At 45.4% G+C, this 21,989-nt stretch carries 20 protein-coding genes and 1 other RNA gene; 2 read left to right on the forward strand and 19 right to left on the reverse strand.

Annotation, left to right across the window (positions count from 1 at the left end):
• Nucleotides 1-80: 80 nt before the first annotated feature.
• The 8 genes from helD to csoR all read right to left on the reverse strand — a co-directional run bounded on the left by helD (nt 81) and on the right by csoR (nt 9,955).
• The gene (helD, locus tag NYE49_RS17090; RefSeq protein WP_342410526.1) at nt 81-2,405 is read right to left on the reverse strand and encodes a DNA helicase IV; all 2,325 of its coding nucleotides are present in this window, start codon (nt 2,403-2,405) and stop codon (nt 81-83) included.
• A 193-nt stretch (nt 2,406-2,598) separates the two neighbouring features.
• Nucleotides 2,599-3,207, reverse strand: a complete 609-nt coding sequence (locus NYE49_RS17095; RefSeq protein ID WP_003219999.1) for a trimeric intracellular cation channel family protein — start codon at nt 3,205-3,207, stop codon at nt 2,599-2,601.
• A gap of 186 nt (nt 3,208-3,393) precedes the next feature.
• Nucleotides 3,394-3,810 carry a disulfide oxidoreductase gene (locus tag NYE49_RS17100; protein ID WP_003228417.1) on the reverse strand — a complete coding sequence of 139 codons (417 nt, stop codon included), beginning with the start codon at nt 3,808-3,810 and terminating at the stop codon, nt 3,394-3,396.
• Nucleotides 3,811-3,814: 4 nt separating this feature from the next.
• Nucleotides 3,815-4,483 (reverse strand): disulfide bond formation protein BdbD, encoded by a 669-nt coding sequence (gene bdbD, locus NYE49_RS17105; protein WP_003228414.1) that lies wholly within the window; start codon nt 4,481-4,483, stop codon nt 3,815-3,817.
• Nucleotides 4,484-4,602: 119 nt separating this feature from the next.
• Nucleotides 4,603-6,711 carry a heavy metal translocating P-type ATPase gene (locus tag NYE49_RS17110; protein WP_342410530.1) on the reverse strand — a complete coding sequence of 703 codons (2,109 nt, stop codon included), beginning with the start codon at nt 6,709-6,711 and terminating at the stop codon, nt 4,603-4,605.
• Nucleotides 6,712-6,870: 159 nt separating this feature from the next.
• A complete protein-coding gene (gene copA / locus NYE49_RS17115) occupies nt 6,871-9,282 on the reverse strand; it encodes a copper-exporting P-type ATPase CopA (protein ID WP_047183180.1) in 2,412 nt (803 codons plus the stop codon).
• Between the two features lie 83 nt (nt 9,283-9,365).
• Nucleotides 9,366-9,575 (reverse strand): copper chaperone CopZ, encoded by a 210-nt coding sequence (gene copZ, locus NYE49_RS17120; RefSeq protein WP_003244260.1) that lies wholly within the window; start codon nt 9,573-9,575, stop codon nt 9,366-9,368.
• 74 nt (nt 9,576-9,649) lie between these two features.
• Nucleotides 9,650-9,955: a copper-sensing transcriptional repressor CsoR gene (csoR, locus tag NYE49_RS17125; protein ID WP_015384640.1), complete on the reverse strand. Its 306-nt coding sequence runs from the start codon at nt 9,953-9,955 to the stop codon at nt 9,650-9,652.
• Between the two features lie 127 nt (nt 9,956-10,082).
• On the opposite strand from csoR, the gene iolW reads away from it, so the two are divergent.
• On the forward strand, nt 10,083-11,159 hold the full coding sequence (gene iolW, locus NYE49_RS17130; protein WP_015384641.1) for a scyllo-inositol 2-dehydrogenase: 1,077 nt from the start codon (nt 10,083-10,085) through the stop codon (nt 11,157-11,159).
• Between the two features lie 36 nt (nt 11,160-11,195).
• On the opposite strand, the gene azoRB is transcribed toward iolW, so the two are convergent.
• The 11 genes from azoRB to secG form a co-directional block, all read right to left on the reverse strand.
• Entirely contained in the window at nt 11,196-11,831 is a 636-nt protein-coding gene (gene azoRB / locus NYE49_RS17135; RefSeq protein WP_003243587.1) for an FMN-dependent NADH-azoreductase AzoRB, read from the reverse strand.
• A gap of 129 nt (nt 11,832-11,960) precedes the next feature.
• Nucleotides 11,961-13,868, reverse strand: coding sequence for an FUSC family protein (locus NYE49_RS17140; protein WP_047183181.1), 1,908 nt, complete (start codon nt 13,866-13,868; stop codon nt 11,961-11,963).
• Nucleotides 13,869-14,033: 165 nt separating this feature from the next.
• Nucleotides 14,034-14,435: a YvaD family protein gene (locus NYE49_RS17145; RefSeq protein ID WP_047183182.1), complete on the reverse strand. Its 402-nt coding sequence runs from the start codon at nt 14,433-14,435 to the stop codon at nt 14,034-14,036.
• A complete protein-coding gene (locus NYE49_RS17150) occupies nt 14,432-14,791 on the reverse strand; it encodes a multidrug efflux SMR transporter (RefSeq protein WP_047183183.1) in 360 nt (119 codons plus the stop codon). Before NYE49_RS17150 ends, NYE49_RS17145 begins: the two co-directional genes overlap by 4 nt.
• Nucleotides 14,788-15,360 (reverse strand): TetR/AcrR family transcriptional regulator, encoded by a 573-nt coding sequence (locus tag NYE49_RS17155; protein WP_047183184.1) that lies wholly within the window; start codon nt 15,358-15,360, stop codon nt 14,788-14,790. Before NYE49_RS17155 ends, NYE49_RS17150 begins: the two co-directional genes overlap by 4 nt.
• Nucleotides 15,361-15,470: 110 nt before the next feature.
• Nucleotides 15,471-16,265 carry an SDR family oxidoreductase gene (locus NYE49_RS17160; protein WP_003228388.1) on the reverse strand — a complete coding sequence of 265 codons (795 nt, stop codon included), beginning with the start codon at nt 16,263-16,265 and terminating at the stop codon, nt 15,471-15,473.
• A gap of 179 nt (nt 16,266-16,444) precedes the next feature.
• Nucleotides 16,445-16,807, reverse strand: a transfer-messenger RNA (tmRNA) gene (ssrA, locus tag NYE49_RS17165).
• A gap of 175 nt (nt 16,808-16,982) precedes the next feature.
• Nucleotides 16,983-17,453: an SsrA-binding protein gene (smpB, locus tag NYE49_RS17170; protein WP_003220025.1), complete on the reverse strand. Its 471-nt coding sequence runs from the start codon at nt 17,451-17,453 to the stop codon at nt 16,983-16,985.
• A gap of 144 nt (nt 17,454-17,597) precedes the next feature.
• On the reverse strand, nt 17,598-19,937 hold the full coding sequence (gene rnr / locus NYE49_RS17175) for a ribonuclease R (protein WP_047183185.1): 2,340 nt from the start codon (nt 19,935-19,937) through the stop codon (nt 17,598-17,600).
• A gap of 18 nt (nt 19,938-19,955) precedes the next feature.
• The gene (locus tag NYE49_RS17180; RefSeq protein ID WP_003242610.1) at nt 19,956-20,696 is read right to left on the reverse strand and encodes a carboxylesterase; all 741 of its coding nucleotides are present in this window, start codon (nt 20,694-20,696) and stop codon (nt 19,956-19,958) included.
• 131 nt (nt 20,697-20,827) lie between these two features.
• Nucleotides 20,828-21,058: a preprotein translocase subunit SecG gene (gene secG / locus NYE49_RS17185; RefSeq protein WP_003220028.1), complete on the reverse strand. Its 231-nt coding sequence runs from the start codon at nt 21,056-21,058 to the stop codon at nt 20,828-20,830.
• A 148-nt stretch (nt 21,059-21,206) separates the two neighbouring features.
• On the opposite strand from secG, the gene NYE49_RS17190 reads away from it, so the two are divergent.
• The gene (locus NYE49_RS17190; protein ID WP_015384645.1) at nt 21,207-21,980 is read left to right on the forward strand and encodes an alpha/beta hydrolase; all 774 of its coding nucleotides are present in this window, start codon (nt 21,207-21,209) and stop codon (nt 21,978-21,980) included.
• Nucleotides 21,981-21,989 lie beyond the last annotated feature (9 nt).

Raw genomic sequence — 21,989 nt, forward strand, 5'->3', positions numbered from 1 at the left:
TGATGATAACTATTAAGAATCCTAATGATAAAACGGCTATGCTTCATGTAAATAGAAAAAAGAGAAGGACTCCCTTCTCTTCATTCAGCCATCTGATATAAGTGAGGCGGCACAGCGGTTACAAACGGACTGGCTTCACCTGTATAAAATACCGCCAGCATGTGCATCGCACGCGTGCACGCAGTATATAAAAGCCTGCGGTCGTGCTCTGTATGATAGTGTTCTTCAGATGCATCATAGACAAGCACTGCGTCAAATTCAATTCCCTTTGCTAAATACACCGGAATCACGCAAACACCCTTTTGGAATGGTTGATTTTCTTTATGAATCAAGCGAACATCTGTATATTCACTCATGTGGGCGTGCGCCTGTATGCATTGCTGCGCAGTCTTGCAGATGACGGCTATTGTTTCGTGCCCTTTTTTCTTGAGCCGGCCAATTTCTTGCGCGAGCTTTTGGCAAAGGCTCTCATGTCCTTCAGTTTTGACAACGAGCGGCATTTCCCCGCTTCTATTAAACGGCTCAATATCCGCTCCATCTTGAAGCATCGCTTTGGTAAACTCGACAATCTGCCTTGTTGATCTGTATGTTCTCTTTAAACGAACATACTCAGCAGGCTCATCCTCAAAGCACGCATCCATACGCTGATCCCCGTTTATGGTATGCGCGTAGATGGACTGATTGATATCACCGAGCACTGTCATGCTGGCAGCCGGAAAAATGCTTCTCATGTAAGCCATCTGAAACGGTGAATAGTCCTGGGCTTCGTCAATAAATAGATGTTTGATCTTCGTATTTTTCTTTCTGCCCTCAATCAGATCCTGCATATAAAGAAACGGTGCCGCGTCCTCATAAAGCAATTTATTATCCGTAAATGCCGAACGGGTCAGCTCTCCTATTGCCGCCATCTTCTCATGCTGAGATTTTCCTCCCCAGCCAGAAAACAATTGCAGGTACAGCTGTTTCACATCAAGAAATGCAAGGAGCCTGACTGCCTGTTTGAGCGGTTTGAAAGCTTTTTTCACAATGATGGCGGCAAGCAGCTGCTGCTCTCTTTGATAATCGTTAAACGTACTCTCGCTGAACCGTTTCCTTTCCTGCAGTTTTTTGTACACGTCCAAGTAGTCCTCTTTGTCAAGCAGCTCAGCTTCATGAACAACCCAATCCTTTCGCCGTTCCTTTTTCTCAAGCTTGTTAAGCTCACTCAGCAGCCACTTCGCGGTTTGCTCCATCCGATTCGGAATGGAGTGATTTTGATCCAATGAGTAAAAATAGGATTGAATTTGCTCCTTTGTGATCAGCTTTTGTCCGCGGAATATAATATTTTTAAAAATCATCCCTTCAGAGGAAAGCCGTGTGACGTATTCATTAATGAATTGCTGAAAGGATAAACCCGCCTTCCATGTGATTCCCGCAAGCCTTGTTGGAAAATCGCCTTCCTTTGTTTCGGTCAGGCAATATTCGAGCTGATCAAAGGGGCTTTCACATTTGAACTTGCGGCCAAGACGATGCTCGATATATTCCTGAAACGTCGCCTGCTCCATATTCTCTTCTCCTAACTCCGGCAAAACAGAGGAGACATAGCTGTTAAATAAGAAGTTAGGAGAAAACAAAACGATTTGTCCGGCATCAATGACACCGCGGTGCCTGTATAACAAATAAGCGACACGCTGAAGCGCAGCCGATGTTTTCCCGCTGCCAGCCGCTCCCTGCACGATCAGGATCTTGCTTTTTTCATTACGGATAATCTGATTTTGTTCTTTCTGAATCGTAGACACGATGTTTTTCATTTGGGTATCGGAGTGATGGCTCAATACCTCTTGCAGCATTTCATCGCCAATCGTCATATCGGTATTAAACATCGCCTTGAGATCGCCGTTTTTGATCATAAACTGGCGTTTCAGCACCATTTCCCCTTCTATCGTTTCACCGGGCACCTCGTACTCCGCTTTTCCTGGGGAATAATTGTAGTACAAACTTGATATCGGCGCCCTCCAGTCATAAATCAGAAAGTGTTCCTCCTTCTTATCCAAACAGGAAGCTAAACCGATATAAATTCGCTCTGCCTGCTCCTCGCCGTTTTCAATAAAATCAATCCGGCCGAAATAAGGCGATTTTTTTAATTGATGAATTCGTTTGAGCTGCTGATCCATGCGCCGATGATTGTGTTCCCGATCAGACAGCAGCTCTGCCTGCTGCTTAATGCTTGCCATCGTTTCAATCGCTTCATGGGCATCATCAAAATTAACCTTAACATCCTCCCAAAAGCTTTTTCTTAATCCGATGACATCATGCTTCAACCCGCCCGCAGACGTTTCCAGAAACCGCTCTTTTTTTTCGAGCTCCTGCAGCACCTCATCTATTCTCGACTGCTCTTCCTTCCATTCCTTATCCTGCTGATTCATGAACGGCACCTCCAGAAAATAGTTGACAAACATAGATGAAATACTGTAAAATATAATTGGATACATATATTAAATATATGATGAAAACTGACAAATACAATTTATAATAGCACATTCACCCAACATCGTTCAAGGTTTGGGTTATTTATATGCAGAAAAAACCGATTTCAACTCGAAATCGGTTTTTTTGCTATTAATTATCTAAGCGAAAAGAACGGTTTGGCAGCTTCCAATTAAACATATAGGAACAAACCCGGCAAACGACGAGCACGAAAAACAGAACGTACAAGCCGAACGAGTTCCCCAGCCAGCCCAAGCCGACGATTAAACCGCCGAGAGCCGCCCAGACTGCATAAATTTCTGCCTTCAGCACAAGCGGTTTGCGCCCGGCAAGAAGGTCACGGATGATTCCGCCCCCGCTTCCCGTCAGCACAGCAGCCACGATCACGGCACTAAGCGGATGGCCCATTTTGACGGCATACAGTGCGCCTTGGATAGCAAAGGCAGCGAGGCCGATCGCATCTGATAAATTGCCCCACTTATTCCAATGCTTCAGCAGCAGCTTCGGAAACAGAAACACAATTGTAATAGATAAAAGCGCGATTTGAAAGTACGCTCCCTGCTCCCATAGCGCTGACACCGGAACACCGATCAGCAAATTGCGGATCGCTCCTCCTCCAAAAGCTGTGACAATCCCTAATATATAAACTCCTAAAATATCATATTCCTCTTCCATCGCAACAATTGCGCCGCTGACTGCAAACGCAATGATGCCAATCACACTGAGCAGCTCCCAAGCCATTCTGATGACTCCCTTTTATGTTTGTTAAATTTTCTGACGACCTCTAGATTTTATAATCGCTCAAGGGTAAAATCAATAACATTTTTATGAGAAAAAAAGATAAATTTAGAGGGAATACGGCTATTGCTGATGAACATGAGTTTGCGAAATTAAAAAAGCGCCCGGCATACGCGGGCGCTTTTTTTGTTATTCAGATTTTTCGCCTTTCAGCAGGCACATAAAAATGATAATCAGGATAAAAGCAATCAGGGCCAGGAATGGAATCGTAATAAAACCAAACCAGTTAATATATTGGCCCGAGCACGGCACGCCGCTGACACATGGCTTAATGCCGCTAAAGCCGGGCACTTTTTGCTCTAAGTAATGCATGATCGAAATGAATGCCCCTATAATCGCCATCGGGAGCACATATTTTTTCACTCGTGTGTCCCCTTGAAAGGTGGCGATGCCTAAAATCAGGACGAGCGGATACATGAGGATACGCTGGTACCAGCACAGTTCACATGGAATAAACTTTCTGATTTCACTGAAATACAGGCTGCCCAGCATAGCGATAAGAGCCACAACCCAGGAAGCATATAAAAATACGATTCTATTTTTCATATCGTTACTTCCCTTTCAGCTCTTTTTCTATTGTCTCTTTGATTTCATCATAATCCGCAAAATTTTTGATCACTTTATCATTGACGTAAATCGTCGGTGTTGCCTGTATGTTCATTTTTTGATTAAGGTCAGAATCCTTTTCCACTTGAGAAGCGAATGTTTCCTTATCAAGATTTTCCTTGAGCGTCTCAGGTTTTATCTTTGTGGTGCTTTTTGCAAGATCACCAAGGAGGCCTGGGGTTACCCATTCCTGTTCCGTATCCGGCTGTTTTTCGAACAGCTTTTCATGGAAATCCCAGAAAGAGTCAGGGTCTTCCTTCCATACTTCTTCAGATGCAAGAGCCGCTAATCTTGAACCTTTTCCATGGAACATGACGTTCACGAAAGAAAATTTCACATCGCCCTTATCAATAAAGTCTTTTTGTATTTTTGGAAAGATGTCACTGTTAAACACCTTGCAAGACGGACATTTGTAATCTCCGAATTCTACTACAGTTACCGGTGCATCGTCCTTGCCAAGCACAGGCTGCCCTTTGATAGACGGCTGTCCGGACACCGCATCATTGCCTTGTTCCGTTTTGTTATTAATGATGACAATGGCTGCTAGCAATACAACAACCACAACCGTAAGGATGACCGCGAATTTCGCAGAAGACTGCTGTTTCTTTTTCACTCCGACACCTCATCGTTTTAAAATTAAAAAAGAAGCGGATCGCAATTGACCCACTTCTTTATTTTAACAAGACAAGCGCTGATAAGAAAACCCCGAAAAAATGAATTCTCTCCGACAATTTATTTGTTTTTGAGACGCATGACGCGCATGGCGTTCGCCACAGCAAGCAGTGTAACGCCGACATCTGAGAAAACCGCTTCCCACATGGTCGCAATTCCAAATGCACCAAGAATGAGAAAGATCGCTTTCACACCTAAAGCAAAGCCGATGTTTTGCCACACGATTCGCCGTGTCCGTTTCGCAATCCGAATCGCTTCCGCTATTTTTGACGGCTGATCTGTCATCAGCACGATGTCTGCGGCTTCTACTGCGGCGTCTGAGCCAAGGCCTCCCATCGCGATCCCTATATCTGCGCGGGCAAGCACCGGCGTATCATTGATGCCGTCACCGACAAAAATGAGTTTTTCATTAGGTGAAAGCTTAGCTTCCAATGCTTCGACCTGCGCGACTTTATCTTGCGGCAGCAGCTCTGCATATACCTCACCAATCCCAAGTTGTTTTCCGACGGCTTCTCCCGTTTGTTTCGAATCACCCGTCAGCATAGCTGTCTGTTTGATCCCAAGCGACTTCAGATCAGCAACCGCTTGTGCTGCGTCTTCCTTTACTTCATCTGCTATGATGATTGCTCCGGCATAGCGTTGATCAACAGCAACGTGTACGATTGTTCCAGCATTTTCATCGGGGACATCCTCAATTTGTTCTCTTTCCATGAGCTTTTTATTCCCAGCAAGGATCTCAGTTCCATTTACCTTTGCAAAAATGCCGTGGCCGGAGATTTCTTCGTATGACTCAATCTCATCGGAGGAAAGCATTTTCCCGTAAGCTTTACGCACAGATTCAGCAATCGGATGCTGTGAATGAAGCTCAGCGTATGCCGTCGCTTCAAGTAATCTATCCTTTGTAAAACCTTCCGCGGGTTTGATTTCTGTCACTTCAAAGCTGCCTTTTGTTAGTGTTCCCGTTTTATCAAACACCGCGTATTTGACTTGATTCAAAGCTTCTAAATAATTGCTTCCCTTTACAAGCACTCCAGCCTTTGAGGCCGCTCCAATTCCGCCGAAGAAACCGAGCGGAATGGAGACAACAAGCGCACAAGGACAAGAAATCACTAAAAAGATAAGCGCGCGGTACACCCAATCGGAAAGCGCGGCGCCAGAAAGAACAAGCGGCGGAACAAAGGCCAGCAATACCGCGATGATCACAACAGCAGGTGTATAATACTTGGCAAACTTCGTGATAAAGTTTTCTGTCCGGGCTTTACGGCTGCTCGCATTCTGAACCAAGTCTAATATTTTTGATACTGCTGATTCCTGATAGCCCTTTGTGACTTCAATATGCAGAACACCGTTTTGATTGATAAAGCCTGACATTACATCTTGTCCTTCCGCAGCTTTTCTCGGAACGGACTCACCTGTTAAAGCAGATGTATCAACCATCGCTGACCCTTGCACGACCTTACCGTCCAGGGGTATGCTTTCTCCCGGATTAACCACAATGATGTCTCCTGTCTGAACGTCCTCCGGGGAAACCTGCTCGATGCCGTTCTTTGTTTTGAGATTGGCGTAATCAGGCCGTATGTCCATTAACGCACTAATTGATTTTCTGGAACGGCTGACCGCGGCTCCTTGAAAAAGCTCACCGATTTGATAAAACAGCATAACGGCGACGCCCTCAGGGTATTGCTGAATCAGAAAGGCGCCGATTGTGGCAAGAGCCATTAAGAAATGCTCATCAAACACCTGACCGCGGATGATGTTTTTGACTGCGCGGATCATAATGTCACCGCCGATGATCAAATAAGCACCGAGGAAAAGGAAAAATTCAATGGTTCCCGAATGAACCAAATATGCCGCTGCGCCGAGAATGACAGCCGCCGCCATTCTGATCAGCATATTGACCATTCGATTACGATAGCCATCATCAGCTGATTTCTTTATATGCTTTTGGCGAACCGTTACATGCGGATCAATTGATTTCACTTTTTTCTCTACTTTATTCGTGACCCATTGCTCTTCTTTCCCATCGGCTGAGACAGTTAAGGTGCTTGCCGCAAAATTTACCGCGCATCCGTCAATGCCTTTTATGCCTTTGACTCCATTTTCGATTTTTTGGGCACAATTGCTGCAATCCAAACCGTCCAGAACGTATTCCTGTTTCACTAGTCTCACCTTACCTTCCGATTTAGGGTTCCCTTTTCAAAGCGTATCAATGAGTATTCAATTTACTTTACATATATGAGCATATACTCATATATAAGTTACACCTATTATATGTTGTTTTCCAAGAAAGTGTCAATGAAAAACAAAAACCGGCATATAGCCGGTTTTTCATTTTACTTTTTGCAGACGAAGAGCATTCAGAACAACGGAAACGGAGCTGAATGCCATTGCTGCTCCTGCTATCCACGGTGCTAAAAATCCAAGTGCTGCGATTGGGATGCCGAGGCTGTTATAGCCAAGCGCCCAGAATAGGTTTTGTTTAATGTTTTTCATTGTCAATCTGCTCATGCGGATAGCATCGACAATGCTGTTCAGATCGCCGCGAATCAGTGTAATGTCTGCTGTTTCCATGGCAATGTCCGTGCCGGTTCCAATCGCCATGCCGATGTCAGCTGTGGCAAGCGCCGGCGCATCGTTAATTCCGTCGCCTACCATTGCCGTCTGGCGGCCTTCTTTTTGCAGGCGGGCAATTTCTGCTGCCTTTTGTTCAGGAAGGACTTCTGCAATGATATTCGCAATTCCCGCTTCCTTCGCAATGGCTTCTGCGGTTCTGCGATTGTCTCCTGTCATCATGATGACATCAAGACCCAACTCTTTCAGACGGGCAACAGCCTTCCGCGACGTGTCCTTAATCGTATCTGCAACCGCTACTAGCCCAGCTGCTTCTCCATCAATGGATACAAGCATAACTGTTTTCCCTTCTGCCTCTAGCTCTTCCATTTTGGCGAGAAGAGCCCCATGCTCGACCTGTTCGCTCTCCATTAATTTTCTTGTGCCGACGAGAATGCTTTTTCCTCCGGCTTCAGCCAAAATGCCTGCGCCGACTTTTGCTTCAAAACGGGTTAGGTTCGGTATCTCAAGCCCTTTATCTTTCACGCCAGCAATAATCGCTTCGCCAAGCGGATGCTCTGATCCCGTTTCCGCTGCCGCTGCAAATTGAAGCAAATCTGTTTCTTCAAAATGGCCGAATGGAATGGCATCCGTCAGACGCGGCTTCCCGTTTGTCACGGTTCCGGTTTTATCAAGAACAATGGTATCGAGACGATGTGTTTTTTCTAAATGCTCGCCGCCTTTAAATAAAATCCCGAATTCAGCAGCGCGTCCAGATCCAGCCATTATGCTCGTCGGAGTGGCAAGACCGAGGGCGCAAGGACAGGCAATGACAAGAACCGCAATGAACTTGCTGATCGCTTCAGCAAAATCGCCAGGAGCCGCCCAAAGGTACCAAATGAGAAAAGTGAGAACGGCAATCCCCAATACAATTGGCACAAAAATGCCTGAAATCTGGTCAGCGAGACGCTGGATCGGCGCTTTTGACCCTTGTGCTTCCTCAACAATTTTGATGATATGAGAAAGCGCAGTATCCTTTCCGACGTTGACAGCTTTAATTTTCAGGAAACCGTTTGCGTTAACGGTTGAACCTGTCACGCTGTCACCAGGATTTTTGTCAACAGGAAGACTTTCTCCTGTAATCATCGATTCGTCAACCGCTGAGCGGCCTTCAACCACTTCTCCGTCGACAGGAATTCGTTCGCCAGGTTTGACGTAAACAATGTCATTAACAAGCACTTCGTCGATCGGGATGATTTGCTCCTGTCCGTCTCTTACAACAGTCGCTGTTTTCGCTTGAAGCTTCATCAGCTTTTTAATCGCATCCGAGGAACGGCCTTTTGCTTTTGTTTCAAACAACTTGCCTAATAAAATCAGCGTCAGCAAAATCGCGCTTGTTTCATAGTAAAGGCCGTCTGTATGCCCGTGAGAGCCAAGGCTTTGAAAAGTAAGATAAAGACTATAAGCGTAAGCAGCCGTCGTACCGAGGGCGACCAATACATCCATATTGGCGCTTTTATTTCTGAGCGCCTTATACGCACCCACATAAAACGGCCATCCGATCAGAAACTGGACTGGTGTCGCCAGCGTAAATTGCATCCACGGATTGAGAAATATATCCGGTACCCAAATGAATGATGTAAATGTAAAATGGCTCACCATCGCCCAAAGCAATGGAAATGACAGGACAGCTGAAAAAATCAGTCTCGCCGTTTGCTTCCGTTCTTCTTTCTTTTTAGCAGCAGCAGCCTCACTGTCCTGTTCACCCTTCAACTTTAGCTTATATCCAAGCTTATCTACCGCTTCTTTCAAATCGCCGACAGACGCTTCTTTTGGATTGTATTCGACCGTAACTGTTTCTAAAGCGAAGTTTACTGGAGCGTTTGCGACGCCTTCTATTTTGTTAAGCCGCTTTTCAATCCGATTGGCGCAAGCTGCACAGGTCATGCCTTCAATATCGAATTCAGCTTTTTCTGTAACGACGTGATAGCCCAGCTTCTCTATTTTTTCTTGAATCGCTGCAGTCCCTGTTTCAGCAGGATCGTAGATTACATTTGATGTTTCCGTTGCCAGATTAACATTTGCATCTGTGACACCGGGCATCCGCTTCAGGCCTTTTTCAATTCTGGCAGCACATGCCGCACAGGTCATACCAGAGACCTGCATCGCGATTTCCTTTTGTTCACTCAACATACTCACTCCTTTATATACACCTGGGGGGTATATAAAAATGAAAGAAATATCGCGCCTCCCTAAAGGCGCGATACCTTGAATCACTTGGCTACATCATAGCCCTGATCTTCTATCGCATCCGCAATATCTTTGACTGATACTTTGTCAGCATCAAACGAAACATCGACTTTACCCGCTTCCAGATTGACATGAACGGCACTGACGCCGTCCAGTTCTCCTACGCTTGTTTCTACTGCTTTGACGCAGTGCTGACAAGACATTCCTTCAACTTGCAATGTTTTTTGTTCCATATCAATTCCTCCTGTTTATTCTTTCTGTTTTTATCCTACCATACCCCCGTAGGGTATTACAATAAAAAAACGCTTTATGATTTTGTGAACTTTTTAAATACGTCCAAAAGCTCAGAAATGGCCTGTTCCCCGTCTCCGCTTTTGATGGCATCTGCTACACAATGATGGGCATGATCCTCAAGCAAATGAAGCGCCACATTTTTCATTGCCGCCTGAACAGCTGAAATCTGCACAAGAATATCTACACAATATCTGTCGTTTTCCACCATGTTTTGAATGCCTCTGACTTGACCCTCAATCCGCTTTAGCCGGTTTGTAATCTGTTCTTTTTCTTTCGAGCTTTTATGGTTTAATGTTTTATGTTCGTTATGCTTTTCCATGCGTACACCTCTGTTTAATGATATTAATTCCCATTATACTGATTGTCCAAACGGTTGTCTAAGCATGCCGCCGCAAAAAATGAATCAGTTTGGTTTTACCATTTGATCAGGAGGGTATATACTTCTGATGAAAACGCTTTTAAAGGGGAGAAGAAAAGTGGATACAATAAAGGTTGGGATATTAGGATACGGATTGTCCGGTTCTGTTTTTCACGGGCCGCTGCTGGCTGTTCTGGATGAGTATCACATCAGCAAAATCATGACATCACGGACAGAAGAAGTGAATCGGGATTTTCCAGATGCTGAGGTTGTGCATGAGCTTGAGGAAATCACAAATGACCCTGCCATTGAGCTTGTCATTGTCACCACCCCGAGCGGCCTTCATTACGAGCATGCTATGGCATGCATACAGGCCGGAAAACATGTTGTGATGGAAAAACCAATGACAGCAACGGCCGAAGAGGGGGAAACATTAAAAAGGGCTGCCGATGAAAAAGGCGTATTATTAAGCGTATATCATAACCGACGCTGGGATAACGATTTTTTAACGATTAAAAAGCTGATCTCTGAGGGATCCCTTGAAGATATCAATACATATCAAGTATCCTATGACCGCTACAGACCTGAAATTCAAGCGCGGTGGCGGGAAAAAGAAGGCACTGCCACTGGTACGCTATATGATCTCGGCTCCCACATCATAGACCAAACCCTGCATTTATTTGGGATGCCTAAAGCCGTGACTGCAAACGTGATGGCTCAGCGGGAAAATGCCGAAACGGTTGACTATTTTCATTTAACCCTGGATTATGGCAAGCTTCAAGCCATTCTATACGGAGGATCAATCGTTCCGGCAAACGGACCTCGTTATCAAATCCATGGAAAAGATTCCAGCTTTATCAAATACGGAATTGATGGACAGGAAGACGCACTCAGAGCGGGAAGAAAACCAGAGGATGACAGCTGGGGTGCGGATGATCCGAAGTTTTACGGACAGCTTACAACCATTCATGGCTCCGACAAAAAAACAGAAACGATTCCATCAGTAAATGGCTCCTACCTTACCTATTACCGTAAAATAGCGGAAAGCATACGGGAAGGTGCTGCGCTGCCAGTCACTGCTGAGGAAGGTATTGATGTCATCCGCATCATTGAAGCCGCGATGAAAAGCAGTAAAGAGAAACGAACCATTATGCTGGAGCAATAAAACAAAAGCCTCCCCAAATAAGGGGAGGCTTTTTCATTAGAATGTTTTTCCTGCTTCTTTCGCACGCGCAATCGCGTCTTCTTTGATTTGCTGTGCTTTATCGGGCTCCGCATTATGTCCCTCTACGAAAATGCCATCGAATGATGGTACGCCGAAGAAGTTCATCATGATGCCGATGTAGCGGTGCCCCATTTCCATCTCAGCCGCAGGGCCTTCTGAATAGTAGCCGCCGCGCGCTTGGATATGAATTGCTTTTTTATCAGTTAACAAGCCGACAGGACCTTGTTCTGTGTATTTGAATGATTTTCCTGCAACAGCAACAGAATCGAGATACGCTTTCATCACTGGCGGGAATGAGAAGTTCCATAAAGGAGTAACAAATACGTACTTATCAGCTGATGCAAATTGATCGCTAAGCTCTCCCAAACGGCCTACTTTCGCTTTTTCGCTTTCAGAAAGCTCTTCAAAGCCTGTACCTGACTGAAGCTTTCCCCATCCGCTGAATACATCTGCGTCAATGTGCGGGATGTTTTCTTTGTACAAATCGATATGTACAACTTCATCATTTGGATTCGCTTCTTTGTAAGATTCGATAAATGCTTTACCTGTTGCCATACTGTACGAAGTTGCTTCGTCATGCGGATGAGCAGTGATATATAATACTTTTGCCATTTTTACCAGCCCTTTCGTTTTAAAAGTCACACATCAATTATTATCATACAAATGCATAATGATTATTCTGTCTCTCTTAGACTTTATTATAGAGACAAAGAAATTTACTTTCAAGTAAAACATCTCGAATTAAAGATTATTTAACTTTTCAAAAGCTGTTCTCAAGCCGGAATACAGCGCGGACAGTTCTTTACTGATTCGAGGATAATGAGGGACATGCGGCACTTGAATATCCGCAGGCATCCTTTTCATGATAAAGGATTGCTCAGCCTGTTCAAAAAACGCCCGCAGCTGGTTGATCTCTTCATCAGAAAACGGAGCAGGCGGACTGCGGTGAGCTTGCGCCGAGAGCAAATAGTACCCTAAGTGCTGAGCACCGGAAATGGCAGGCCAGAGCGCATCCGCATTCGCATGAGGAAACTCTCCAAGCGCCTTGTCATACGCATCCCGAAGCCTGACAAGACTCACCCTTAACTTGTGTTCGTCGGCATTCTGCCCGGTTAACAGTTTCTCCATAAACTGCCCTTCCAACCGGATGACATTCCGCACAAGTTCTGGCAGCCGCTTGGTTGAAAACCGCCGCCACAAAAGCATTGTTCCCAACAGCCCGATCACGCTGCCGACAGCTACATCAGTCAGCCTCGCTATCATAAAATAACCGGCACCCGCGCCGCCATGCATACTTTCTGTGATAACAAGCGCATTTGCGGTTAAAAAGGGAACAGCCAGCGCATAATTGCGGACGATCAGCATCTCAAGAAGACATTGCAGCGCTGCAATACATAACGCAATATAAACACCGCCCGGCTTAAAAAACAAGATTGCGCCTGCCAGCATAACACCGATCACCGTTCCGGCCGAACGCTGAATAGCCCTGTGAAGCGTAAAAACCACAGTAGTGCCAAGCATGACCGCTGCTGCCGAAAGCGGAATCCAATAGGAACGTGCAAAGCCGAATGCGAGGGCAAACATATCGGCGGCAAACAGAACAATTCCGTACTTTAACGCTCTAATCAAAACTGGAGACTTCCAGTCAAAAGCATTTCTCAAAAAGTAAAAAGAGGATGGCAGGCGGCTCGGCTCCCCGTCAAGCTGCTTATCAAAACGTCCTGAAGCGATATGCAAAACCTCATTGATTTCTTCAAACAGCTTCCGCCTAGACTCAGATTCGTTCTCATTAATCTGAAACGTACCGGAAACCCGTGCATGCGCAAGCATATCTCCGGTTTGGCGAAGTGCCTTTTCAATCTTTGCAGTCTCTCTGTCCGGCGTTTCAGCTGAAAAATGAATAATGGCAAGGAATATGTCGTCAGCTTTTTCAAGGAGGCGGAAAAATCGTTCATCATGCCGCGATTTTTTCCGTTTATTCCCTTTCCCAAGAACCGTTTGGCGGGCTGTTCTAAGCATGAGCACCGTCTGATGCTGTGCGTTATGAAAACCTGGCGTTCCGACGGCTGAAAGACATGCAGCCAGCTGATGATATGTTTTTTGCAGCACCGCTCCCTCCGGTCCATGTTTGTTCCATAACCAGCCGATTAAAGCGATGCCCATGGCGAAAATGCCTCCGAGAAACGTCAGTACCGCTCTGAACAGCGCTTGTGAAGGATCGGCCGGCAGCCCGGAACTGACTAAAAAGGCAAGGACAAAAAACATCGGCGCAGGGCCTTGAATGCCGAGCGCGCTAAAAATAAACATCGCCGCTGCACCGATCAGCCCCAAAACAGCCGACATCATCCAAAGCGTCCCGGACAAAAGCGTCCCTAAACCAAATGAGAGGGCGATCCCAAAGGAAACCAAGAGCAGCTTCATGGCGCGCTTTTTGTACGATTCACCGCCCGCATATAAATAAACAAAGCCTCCGATACTTGCAATTAATCCGTAATCCGTGTGACCTGCCAATGCACCGACCAGCACAGGAAACCCTGAAGCGAAACCTGATCCGATAGCCTTTTTCCAAGGAAATGGATTTGCATGAATGCGAAAGGCATCCTTCACAATAGGCATGATTCTTTGATTGTTCGCAGCAGTTTTGTTCATTTGACAAAATCCTTTTCAATGAATGTGTAGAACTTTTCCCGTTTCTTCGCTTTAGTATGCCCAAAAAAGCGGTTAGCTTCTCAATTGGTGCGCCCGATAAAAAAACAGAGACTTATACCGTCTCTGCTTCCTTACATCAGTTTATTATCATAAAAGCGGCACCTGTCAGGACTGTTTTGTCCTTCTGCCTTCCTTCAAGAGCAGGTGAATAAAAAATAAAGGATAAATCAATAGATACCCATTAAACAGCCACCACACAAGATCAAAGTCCCTGCTGAATGTCCAGAATGATAGCGCCTGCAGACCTGAACAACAGGTCAGCACAAGAGAAATCAGCGCCATCAGCTTCCAATCAGCACGATTCACCCGCTGTAAGTACAAGCTGTACAAACCTGTGACAGAAATCAGGATATCCAGCGGAAAAAAAGACCAGTTCCAAGCGATCATAAACGGATGGTCATGATGTTTAAAAGCCCAGTTTTCCGGTATGAGCGAAAACCCGGCTGACAGCCAGTACAAGATAAAACCGATATCAGTCACGAGAAAAAACAGCTTCATATATCTCATTTGTACTGCCCGCTTTTATGTACCGGCTCAGACACCGCAGCATGATCGATCAGGTTTAAAGACACAACACCGGCAATAATCAATCCAATTGAAATGACTTTCATGACACTAACATGTTCTTGAAAAAACAAAAAACCAACGACTGTAATCAGGACAATTCCCATCCCTGACCATACAGCATAAGCAACTGATACATCAATGGATTTAAGCGTAAGCGTCAGAAAGAAAAGACTCCCTCCATAAAAGAAAATCAACAGCAAACTGGGAATAAGCTTTGTAAAACCAGACGATAGCTTCATGCTGACCGTTCCCGCAACCTCAAACAAAATCGCCAAGCATAGAAACACCCAATTCACGTCGCATCAGCCTCCTTATCAGCTGTTATACCGTTAAACAAAACATCTACAATTGATTCAAGTACCTCTCCTGTCGTGAACTGATGTTTCAGCGGATATTCAGGGTCATACACTTGGTTGATGCTCCCTATATACATGTGAACAAACAGGTCCGGATTGATGTTTCTGATTCTCTTTTGCTGTTTGCACTCGTTTAATAATTCTAGGACAATGGCCCATTCTGCCTTAATAAACGTGTCTAATGTAAGCCACGCATCGTAATGGTATTTCTTTAGTTCATTTAATAATCCCATGTTCAGCAGTTCCATCCCCTGCGGAAGGCTGATCAGCATTTTTTTCACCTTTTGGAGCACATTTAAACTTTCATTTTCATAGATGTCTCTTTCCATTTGCTTCATTTCAGCTATAAATTGTTCGACAACCGCCTCAACAAGCTGATCTTTAGATGAATAATATGCATAGAGCGTCCGCTTGCTCGTTCCCAGCGCTGCAGCCAAATCATTCATCGTAAATGAAAATCCTTTCTGCTTGATCAGCCGGATGGTTTCCGCCATAATTCTTTTTTCCACATTAATCCCCCGCTTTCGGTACCAAGAAAACTATTTCGGTACCAATATTATACGTCAGAAATTTATGGAAATCAACAATATATAAAAAAACCTCTCCTGTTGGGAGAGGTTTAAAAGACACTGCGGACCAAACCGCCGTCTGCCCGAAGTGCCGCGCCATTGATCGCAGAGGAAAGCGGGCTGCTTAAAAATGTAACGAAGTGGGCGATTTCTTCCGGACGGATCAGTCTTTGAATAATAGATGTCGGCCGGTTTTCTTTCATAAAACGTGCCTCAGCTTCTTGAACAGTCAGGTTTTCACCAGGATACAGCGAGTTCAGCATGGTTTCCACACCCTCTGTTAAGGTAGAGCCCGGCATGACGGTGTTGACTGTGACATTCGTGCCGGTTGCCAGCTCCGCCAAACTGCGGGAAATGGACAGCTGCATCGTTTTTGTCGCACTGTAATGGGCCATTTCCTGTGACGGCATAATCGCCGCTTCACTGGCAATGAAAATCACACGCCCTTCTTTTTTCTCTATCATGTTATGCAAATACCTGCGTGTCAGCCTTACACCGCTCATAATATTCACTTCAAAAAAACGAAACCATTCATCGTCGGGAATATCAAAGTACTCCGCCGGTTCAAAAATCCCTAAATTGTTGACCAAAATATCAACCTCTGGATATGCCTGAAACAGCTCATTGCAGCCTTCTTCAGTTCCCAAATCAAATGCGGCCGGATAAAGAACCGCTTCAGCATGTTGTGTTTTCAGTTCATCTATCGTCTGATTCACTTTCTCTTCCCGGCGTCCGTTAATGATCACTGCCGCACCTTCTTCAGCTAACGAAGAGGCAATAGCTTTTCCGATCCCTGATGTCGAACCGGTCACCAGTGCGGTTTTTCCTTGTAAATTCAGCTTCATTATTCATCCCTCCGTTTTTGATTTCTCTTATTTATTGACAGAAATCTGATTGGTGAAACATCTGCTCTGCAATCAGTATGAAACAGCTGGGTTTGAAATGGAAGTACGCACTTTTTGGTGCCTGTGGTTTGGAGAAAAAATAAAGCAGAACCTCTTAAGAGGTTCTGCTTTGTCAGTATGTATGGAGACGGTGGGAGTCGAACCCACGTCCAGAAACATCGATTACTTAAGCGTCTACGAGCGTAGCCTGCATATTTATGGTTTCACTCATCTTCTTGCCTGCGGGCGGGCCTTCCGAGAGCTAGTCTGTTCATCTCTTCTTACGTTCTCAGACAGGAACGCAAGCGTAGCCTACTTGGATGTGCTCTTCACAGACACATAGGCAATGTCAGGAAGAGCTCGCTGCGCTTATTAGGCAGCTAATGCTACGTTTTGGTTAAAACTGTTAGTTTTGCCAGTTATATTTAAGTGCGTGTTTACGAGATCGCCTCTCGGCTCGCAGCTCAAGCTCGATCCATCCCTGTCGAATCCGTAACGTCCCCTTGGTATAAGGGAAATACGGGAGAAAATATCAAGCTCTCACTCAAACTGGCTATAGTCTTATTATAACATGATCACGGCTCTTTTCAATTGTCAAATCCTTCAAATGAATGGCGTCGTGATCTGATCGTGAACACAGTATAGCACAGGCCTGATTTTCGAATCAAGCACTATGCCTTAGAAGCCTTTTTGACTGTCTCTGAACGCTCTTTCGATTTCCCGCTTCGCGTCCTTGCGCTTCAGATCTTCCCGTTTGTCATAGTTCTTCTTCCCTTTTCCAAGGCCGAGAAGCACTTTGGCAAAGCCGTTTTTTAAATACAGCTTCAGCGGAACGAGAGAATAGCCTTTTTCCTTTGTTAACCCGATCAGCTTATTAATCTCCTTGCGGTGCATTAACAGCTTTCTTGTCCGAAGCGGATCGTGGTTATAGCGGTTTCCCTGCTCATATGGGCTGACGTGCATATTGTGGAGAAACACTTCTCCCCGTTCGATTTTGGCGAAGGAATCCTTAAGGTTTACGCGGCCGGCGCGAATCGATTTGATTTCGGTTCCTTGCAGAACGATGCCTGTTTCATAGGTTTCTTCTATAAAATAATCGTGATTGGCTTTCTTATTTTGAGATAATACTTTTCCTGACCCTTTTGGCATGCCAGAACCTCCTCTCTCTAAGGAAAAACTGTCCACCTTTTGCGATACGCTCTATTTTACCAAATGTCACGTACTGCTACAATGAAAAGCTGTTTCCGAAAGAAAGCAAATAGAGCGCTGCGGCCCTATTTGCTGGTTGAGCTGCTATTTCTTCTTTTTCCGTTTCTGTTTCGGAGCATTCTGGAAGCCGCGTTTTTTCTTTTTCTTCTTCGGCTTAGTGAACCACTCCCCTTTTTCCTCAGACGGAGCTGGAGAAATAGGTGTATTGGTGCTTTGAACACGTTTTCTGGCAGGCTTTCCGCGTTTTCTGCTCCGGCTGCTGTCCAATTCTCTCGGACGCCGCGGAGTGCCCTTCATGCCGACAATTTCAAAGTCGATATTGCGCTCATCTTTATTGACATCGACAACCTTGACTGTGATTTCATCCCCGATGCGGAAGACGTTGCCTGTCCGCTCGCCAATCATTGCGAAATGCTGTTCGTCAAAGCGGTAGTAGTCATCTGTCATAAAGCTGACATGGACGAGTCCTTCAATTGTATTCGGCAGCTCGACGAACATTCCGAAGTTTGTCACAGAGCTGATCATGCCGTCAAACTCTTCACCGATTTTATCAAGCATGTATTCCGCTTTTTTCAGATCATCCGTCTCACGCTCGGCGTCAACTGCACGGCGCTCCATAGATGATGTATGTTCGGCGATATCCGGCAGGCGTTCAGCCCACTTTTCCTGTGTCGCTTCATCGACCTTGCCGTTGATCAAATACGTTCTGATCAGACGGTGAACGATTAAGTCCGGGTAACGGCGGATCGGCGATGTGAAATGCGTATAGAATTCCGTTGACAGACCGAAGTGCCCCAAGCTTTGCGGGTCGTATTTCGCCTGTTTCATCGAACGGAGCATAACAGTAGATATAACCGTTTCCTCTGGTCTGTCACGCACAGCGTCCAGAATGCTTTGCAGCGCGCGCGGATGAATATTCCCCGCCGTTCCTTTCACCACATAGCCAAAAGTCGTCACAAATTCTAAAAACTTTTGCAGCTTTTCAGCATTCGGCTCTTCGTGAATCCGGTATATAAACGGGACATTCATCCAATGGAAATGCTCCGCCACTGTTTCGTTTGCCACAAGCATAAATTCTTCAATCAGCTTCTCGGCTACAGAGCGTTCTCTGATCACAACGTCTTTAACCGCTCCTTCGTCATCAACAAGCACCTTTGCTTCTTTGAAATCAAAGTCAACGGCGCCGCGGTCCATCCGCTTATCGCGAAGAATTTGAGCCAGGCGCTCCATGTCTTTGAACATTGGAACAAGAGGCTCGTATTTTTGCTTCAGCTCTTCATCATCGTCAACAAGAATTTTATTCACATCTGAATATGTCATTCTTTCCGTTGTTTTGATGACACTTTGGAAGATCTCGTGCTCTGTCACCTGTCCCTGACTGTTAATTGTCATTTCACAAGAAAGCGTCAGGCGGTCAACCTTTGGATTTAAGGAGCAGATGCCGTTTGACAATCTGTGCGGAATCATCGGGATGACACGGTCAACCAGATACACACTTGTCCCTCTTTCAAGCGCTTCTTTGTCAATCGGCGAGTTTTCGGTTACGTAATGGCTGACATCAGCTATGTGAACGCCAAGCTTGTAGCTTCCATCTTCAAGCTTCGTCACGGTAACTGCATCATCCAAATCCTTCGCATCCGCACCATCAATGGTGACAATCACCTGGTCACGGAGATCACGGCGGTCTTTCAGATCTTTTTCATCGATAGTGTCAGGCGTACTTGATGCCTGTTCCATCGCGTCAGCTGGAAATTCTCCCGGCAGGCCGTGCTTATGAATGACCGATAAAATATCAATGCCCGGGTCGTTTTTGTGGCCGAGAATGGTTTCAACCTCACCCTCTGCGTTCATGCGGCCTTCAGGATAGCTCGTCAGCTTGACAACAACCTTATGCCCTTCCGCAGCTCCGTTTTTCCCATTTTTCGGAATGAAGATGTCACTCGTGATTTTTTTGTCATCCGGAATGACAAAGCCGAAGTTTCTCGTTTCTGTATACGTGCCGACAACCCGCTGAATCGCTCTTTCTAAAATCCTTATGACGGTTCCTTCCTGCCTGGAGCCGCTTGACTGTGAATTCAGACGAACCATGACGATATCGCCGTTCATTGCCGTATTCAGCTCATTAGGCGGAATAAACACATCACTTAACGACGTATCCTCAGGCAGCAAAAAGGCGAATCCTTTCGCATGGGCTGAAATCTTTCCTTTTATTAGATTCATCTTCTCCGGAATGCCGTAGCGGTCGCTTCTCGTCCGTACGATAAGCCCTTTTTCTTCCAAGGCGACTAACGCTTTGACGAGCTCTTTAAACTCCTCGGCTTCCGTAATATTTAACATCTCCTCAAGTTCCTGAACGGTCAGAGGTTTGTACGCCTCTTCCTTCATAAACGAGAGAAGCTTTTCCATAAATGCTTCTTTTTCCATTATCCGACCTCCTGTAGATTACCAATCGAGCTTCTCTAAAAATTCATACACATCCTGATGGACGAGGTCACGTTCTTTGTCGAGTGTAATGACATGCCCTGATTCCTCGTACCATTTCAGCTGTTTATCATCAGTTTCCACTTCGTTGTAAATAATATTGGCGCTTTCGGTATTAATCATGTGGTCATGACGGGCCTGCACCACAAATGTCGGTGAATAAATCATATCGACATTATTCCGCACATCAGCAATTAAGTCTTGCAGCGCCTTGAGGGTATTCATCGGCGTTTTTTCGAATTCTTTCATTTCCTCTTCAATTTGCTCAGGGCTTTTCCCCTCAAACTTTTTGTAATTGCGAGCGTATGAAAGAACGCCTTGATACATGACCTCTTCACTCTTAATATGCATCGGTGCGCACATTGGGACAATTCCCTTTATGGGTACAGTGTAACCCAATTTCAGCGAAAAAACCCCGCCAAGCGACAGTCCGCAGGCAGCAATGCTCTCATAGCCTTCAGATTTTAAGTATTCATAGCCATCCATTACGTTTTTCCACCAGTCTTCGGGCCCCGTATGTACAAGTTCTTCAGGCGGGACGCCATGTCCTTCATATTGAGGCGCGTGGCACGTATAGCCGCGTTCATTCAAATATCGTCCCAGCATCCTTACATCCGCTGTATTTCCTGTAAAGCCATGCAGCAAAAGCACCGCTTTGTCTCCGCCTTTAAATGTAAATGGTTTTGGTGTCACAACTTTCATGCTCATGTCTCCCTTTCTATCTGCACGATCATTTTAGTTTTCCACAGTTTAATCAGAAAAAAACGTTTTGAATATCATCAAGAAACGTGAAAAAGGCCTGACTTCACATCAGACCTTATACAAACATTGCCCTATAGGATATAAGCAAGCGCAATCGTTAACACGAAAAACAAGACTGCCAGCACTACCGTAATGCGGTGCAAAATTAAATCAAGACCTCTTGCTTTTTGTTTCCCGAAGAGCTGCTCCGCTCCGCCTGAAATCGCACCAGATAATCCGGCGCTTTTACTGGATTGAAGCAAAACGACAATAATAAGTGCAATGCTGACGATAACCAATAAGGTAATCAAAACTGCGTGCATCCCATACACCTCCAGACTCACTGGCTACATTACTTCTATTTTACATGAAAAAGGTTGGCATGTCACGCTGTATCAGACGCCAAAAGGCCGGATAAGACGTTTTATCTTGGTTACCCTAGTCATATGAAAAGGTCAAAGGAGAAAAGCGATGCCGCTTATCAGCATAGACAGCAGGAAACATCTTTTTTATGAAGAATATGGCCAGGGAATCCCTATCATTTTTATCCACCCGCCGGGCATGGGACGCAAGGTTTTTTATTATCAGCGCCTTCTATCCAAGCATTTCAGGGTGATTTTTCCCGATTTAAGCGGCCACGGTGATAGTGATCACATCGATCAGCCAGCGTCTATTTCCTATTACGCAAACGAGATCGTGCAATTCATGGACGCTTTGCACATTGATAAAGCTGTGTTATTTGGGTATTCTGCCGGAGGCTTAATCGCGCAGCATATCGGCTTCACCCGCCCGGACAAAGTGTCACACCTTATTCTGTCCGGCGCCTACCCCGCTGTTCATAACGTAATCGGCCAGAAGCTGCACAAACTGGGAATATATCTGCTTGAAAAAAACCCCGGTTTGCTCATGAAAATCCTCGCTGGCAGCCACACAAAAGACAGACAGCTTCGCAGCATATTAACAGACCATATGAAAAAAGCAGATCAGGCACATTGGCATCAGTATTATCTGGATTCACTTGGCTACAACTGCATTGAACAGCTGCCCCGCCTAAACATGCCAATGCTGTTTATGTATGGCGGCCTGCGGGACTGGACCTTTACAAACGCAGGCTATTACCGAAGAGCGTGCAGACATGCCGAATTTTTCAGATTGGAATATCAGGGACATCAATTGCCGACAAAACAATGGAAAACGTGCAATGAGCTGGTGACAGGGTTTGTGCTGACACATCATTCAAGATAGAAAACGCTT

Origin of the sequence: Bacillus sp. FSL L8-0358 (assembly GCF_038593095.1) — a bacterium.
GTDB lineage: Bacteria > Bacillota > Bacilli > Bacillales > Bacillaceae > Bacillus > Bacillus subtilis.

What these genes read in the sequence shown, in the direction of transcription:
- NYE49_RS17190 (WP_015384645.1), top strand. Translation starts at nt 21,207, where the DNA reads ATGCCGCTTATCAGCATAGACAGCAGGAAACATCTTTTTTATGAAGAA.
- azoRB (WP_003243587.1), bottom strand. Translation starts at nt 11,831, where the DNA reads ATGGCAAAAGTATTATATATCACTGCTCATCCGCATGACGAAGCAACT.
- NYE49_RS17160 (WP_003228388.1), bottom strand. Translation starts at nt 16,265, where the DNA reads ATGAAGCTGAATTTACAAGGAAAAACCGCACTGGTGACCGGTTCGACA.
- rnr (WP_047183185.1), bottom strand. Translation starts at nt 19,937, where the DNA reads ATGGAAAAAGAAGCATTTATGGAAAAGCTTCTCTCGTTTATGAAGGAA.
- NYE49_RS17180 (WP_003242610.1), bottom strand. Translation starts at nt 20,696, where the DNA reads ATGAAAGTTGTGACACCAAAACCATTTACATTTAAAGGCGGAGACAAA.
- NYE49_RS17140 (WP_047183181.1), bottom strand. Translation starts at nt 13,868, where the DNA reads ATGAACAAAACTGCTGCGAACAATCAAAGAATCATGCCTATTGTGAAG.
- iolW (WP_015384641.1), top strand. Translation starts at nt 10,083, where the DNA reads ATGAAAACGCTTTTAAAGGGGAGAAGAAAAGTGGATACAATAAAGGTT.
- secG (WP_003220028.1), bottom strand. Translation starts at nt 21,058, where the DNA reads ATGCACGCAGTTTTGATTACCTTATTGGTTATCGTCAGCATTGCACTT.
- NYE49_RS17100 (WP_003228417.1), bottom strand. Translation starts at nt 3,810, where the DNA reads ATGAAAAATAGAATCGTATTTTTATATGCTTCCTGGGTTGTGGCTCTT.
- helD (WP_342410526.1), bottom strand. Translation starts at nt 2,405, where the DNA reads ATGAATCAGCAGGATAAGGAATGGAAGGAAGAGCAGTCGAGAATAGAT.
- smpB (WP_003220025.1), bottom strand. Translation starts at nt 17,453, where the DNA reads ATGCCAAAAGGGTCAGGAAAAGTATTATCTCAAAATAAGAAAGCCAAT.
- NYE49_RS17095 (WP_003219999.1), bottom strand. Translation starts at nt 3,207, where the DNA reads ATGGCTTGGGAGCTGCTCAGTGTGATTGGCATCATTGCGTTTGCAGTC.
- copZ (WP_003244260.1), bottom strand. Translation starts at nt 9,575, where the DNA reads ATGGAACAAAAAACATTGCAAGTTGAAGGAATGTCTTGTCAGCACTGC.
- NYE49_RS17145 (WP_047183182.1), bottom strand. Translation starts at nt 14,435, where the DNA reads ATGAGATATATGAAGCTGTTTTTTCTCGTGACTGATATCGGTTTTATC.
- csoR (WP_015384640.1), bottom strand. Translation starts at nt 9,955, where the DNA reads ATGGAAAAGCATAACGAACATAAAACATTAAACCATAAAAGCTCGAAA.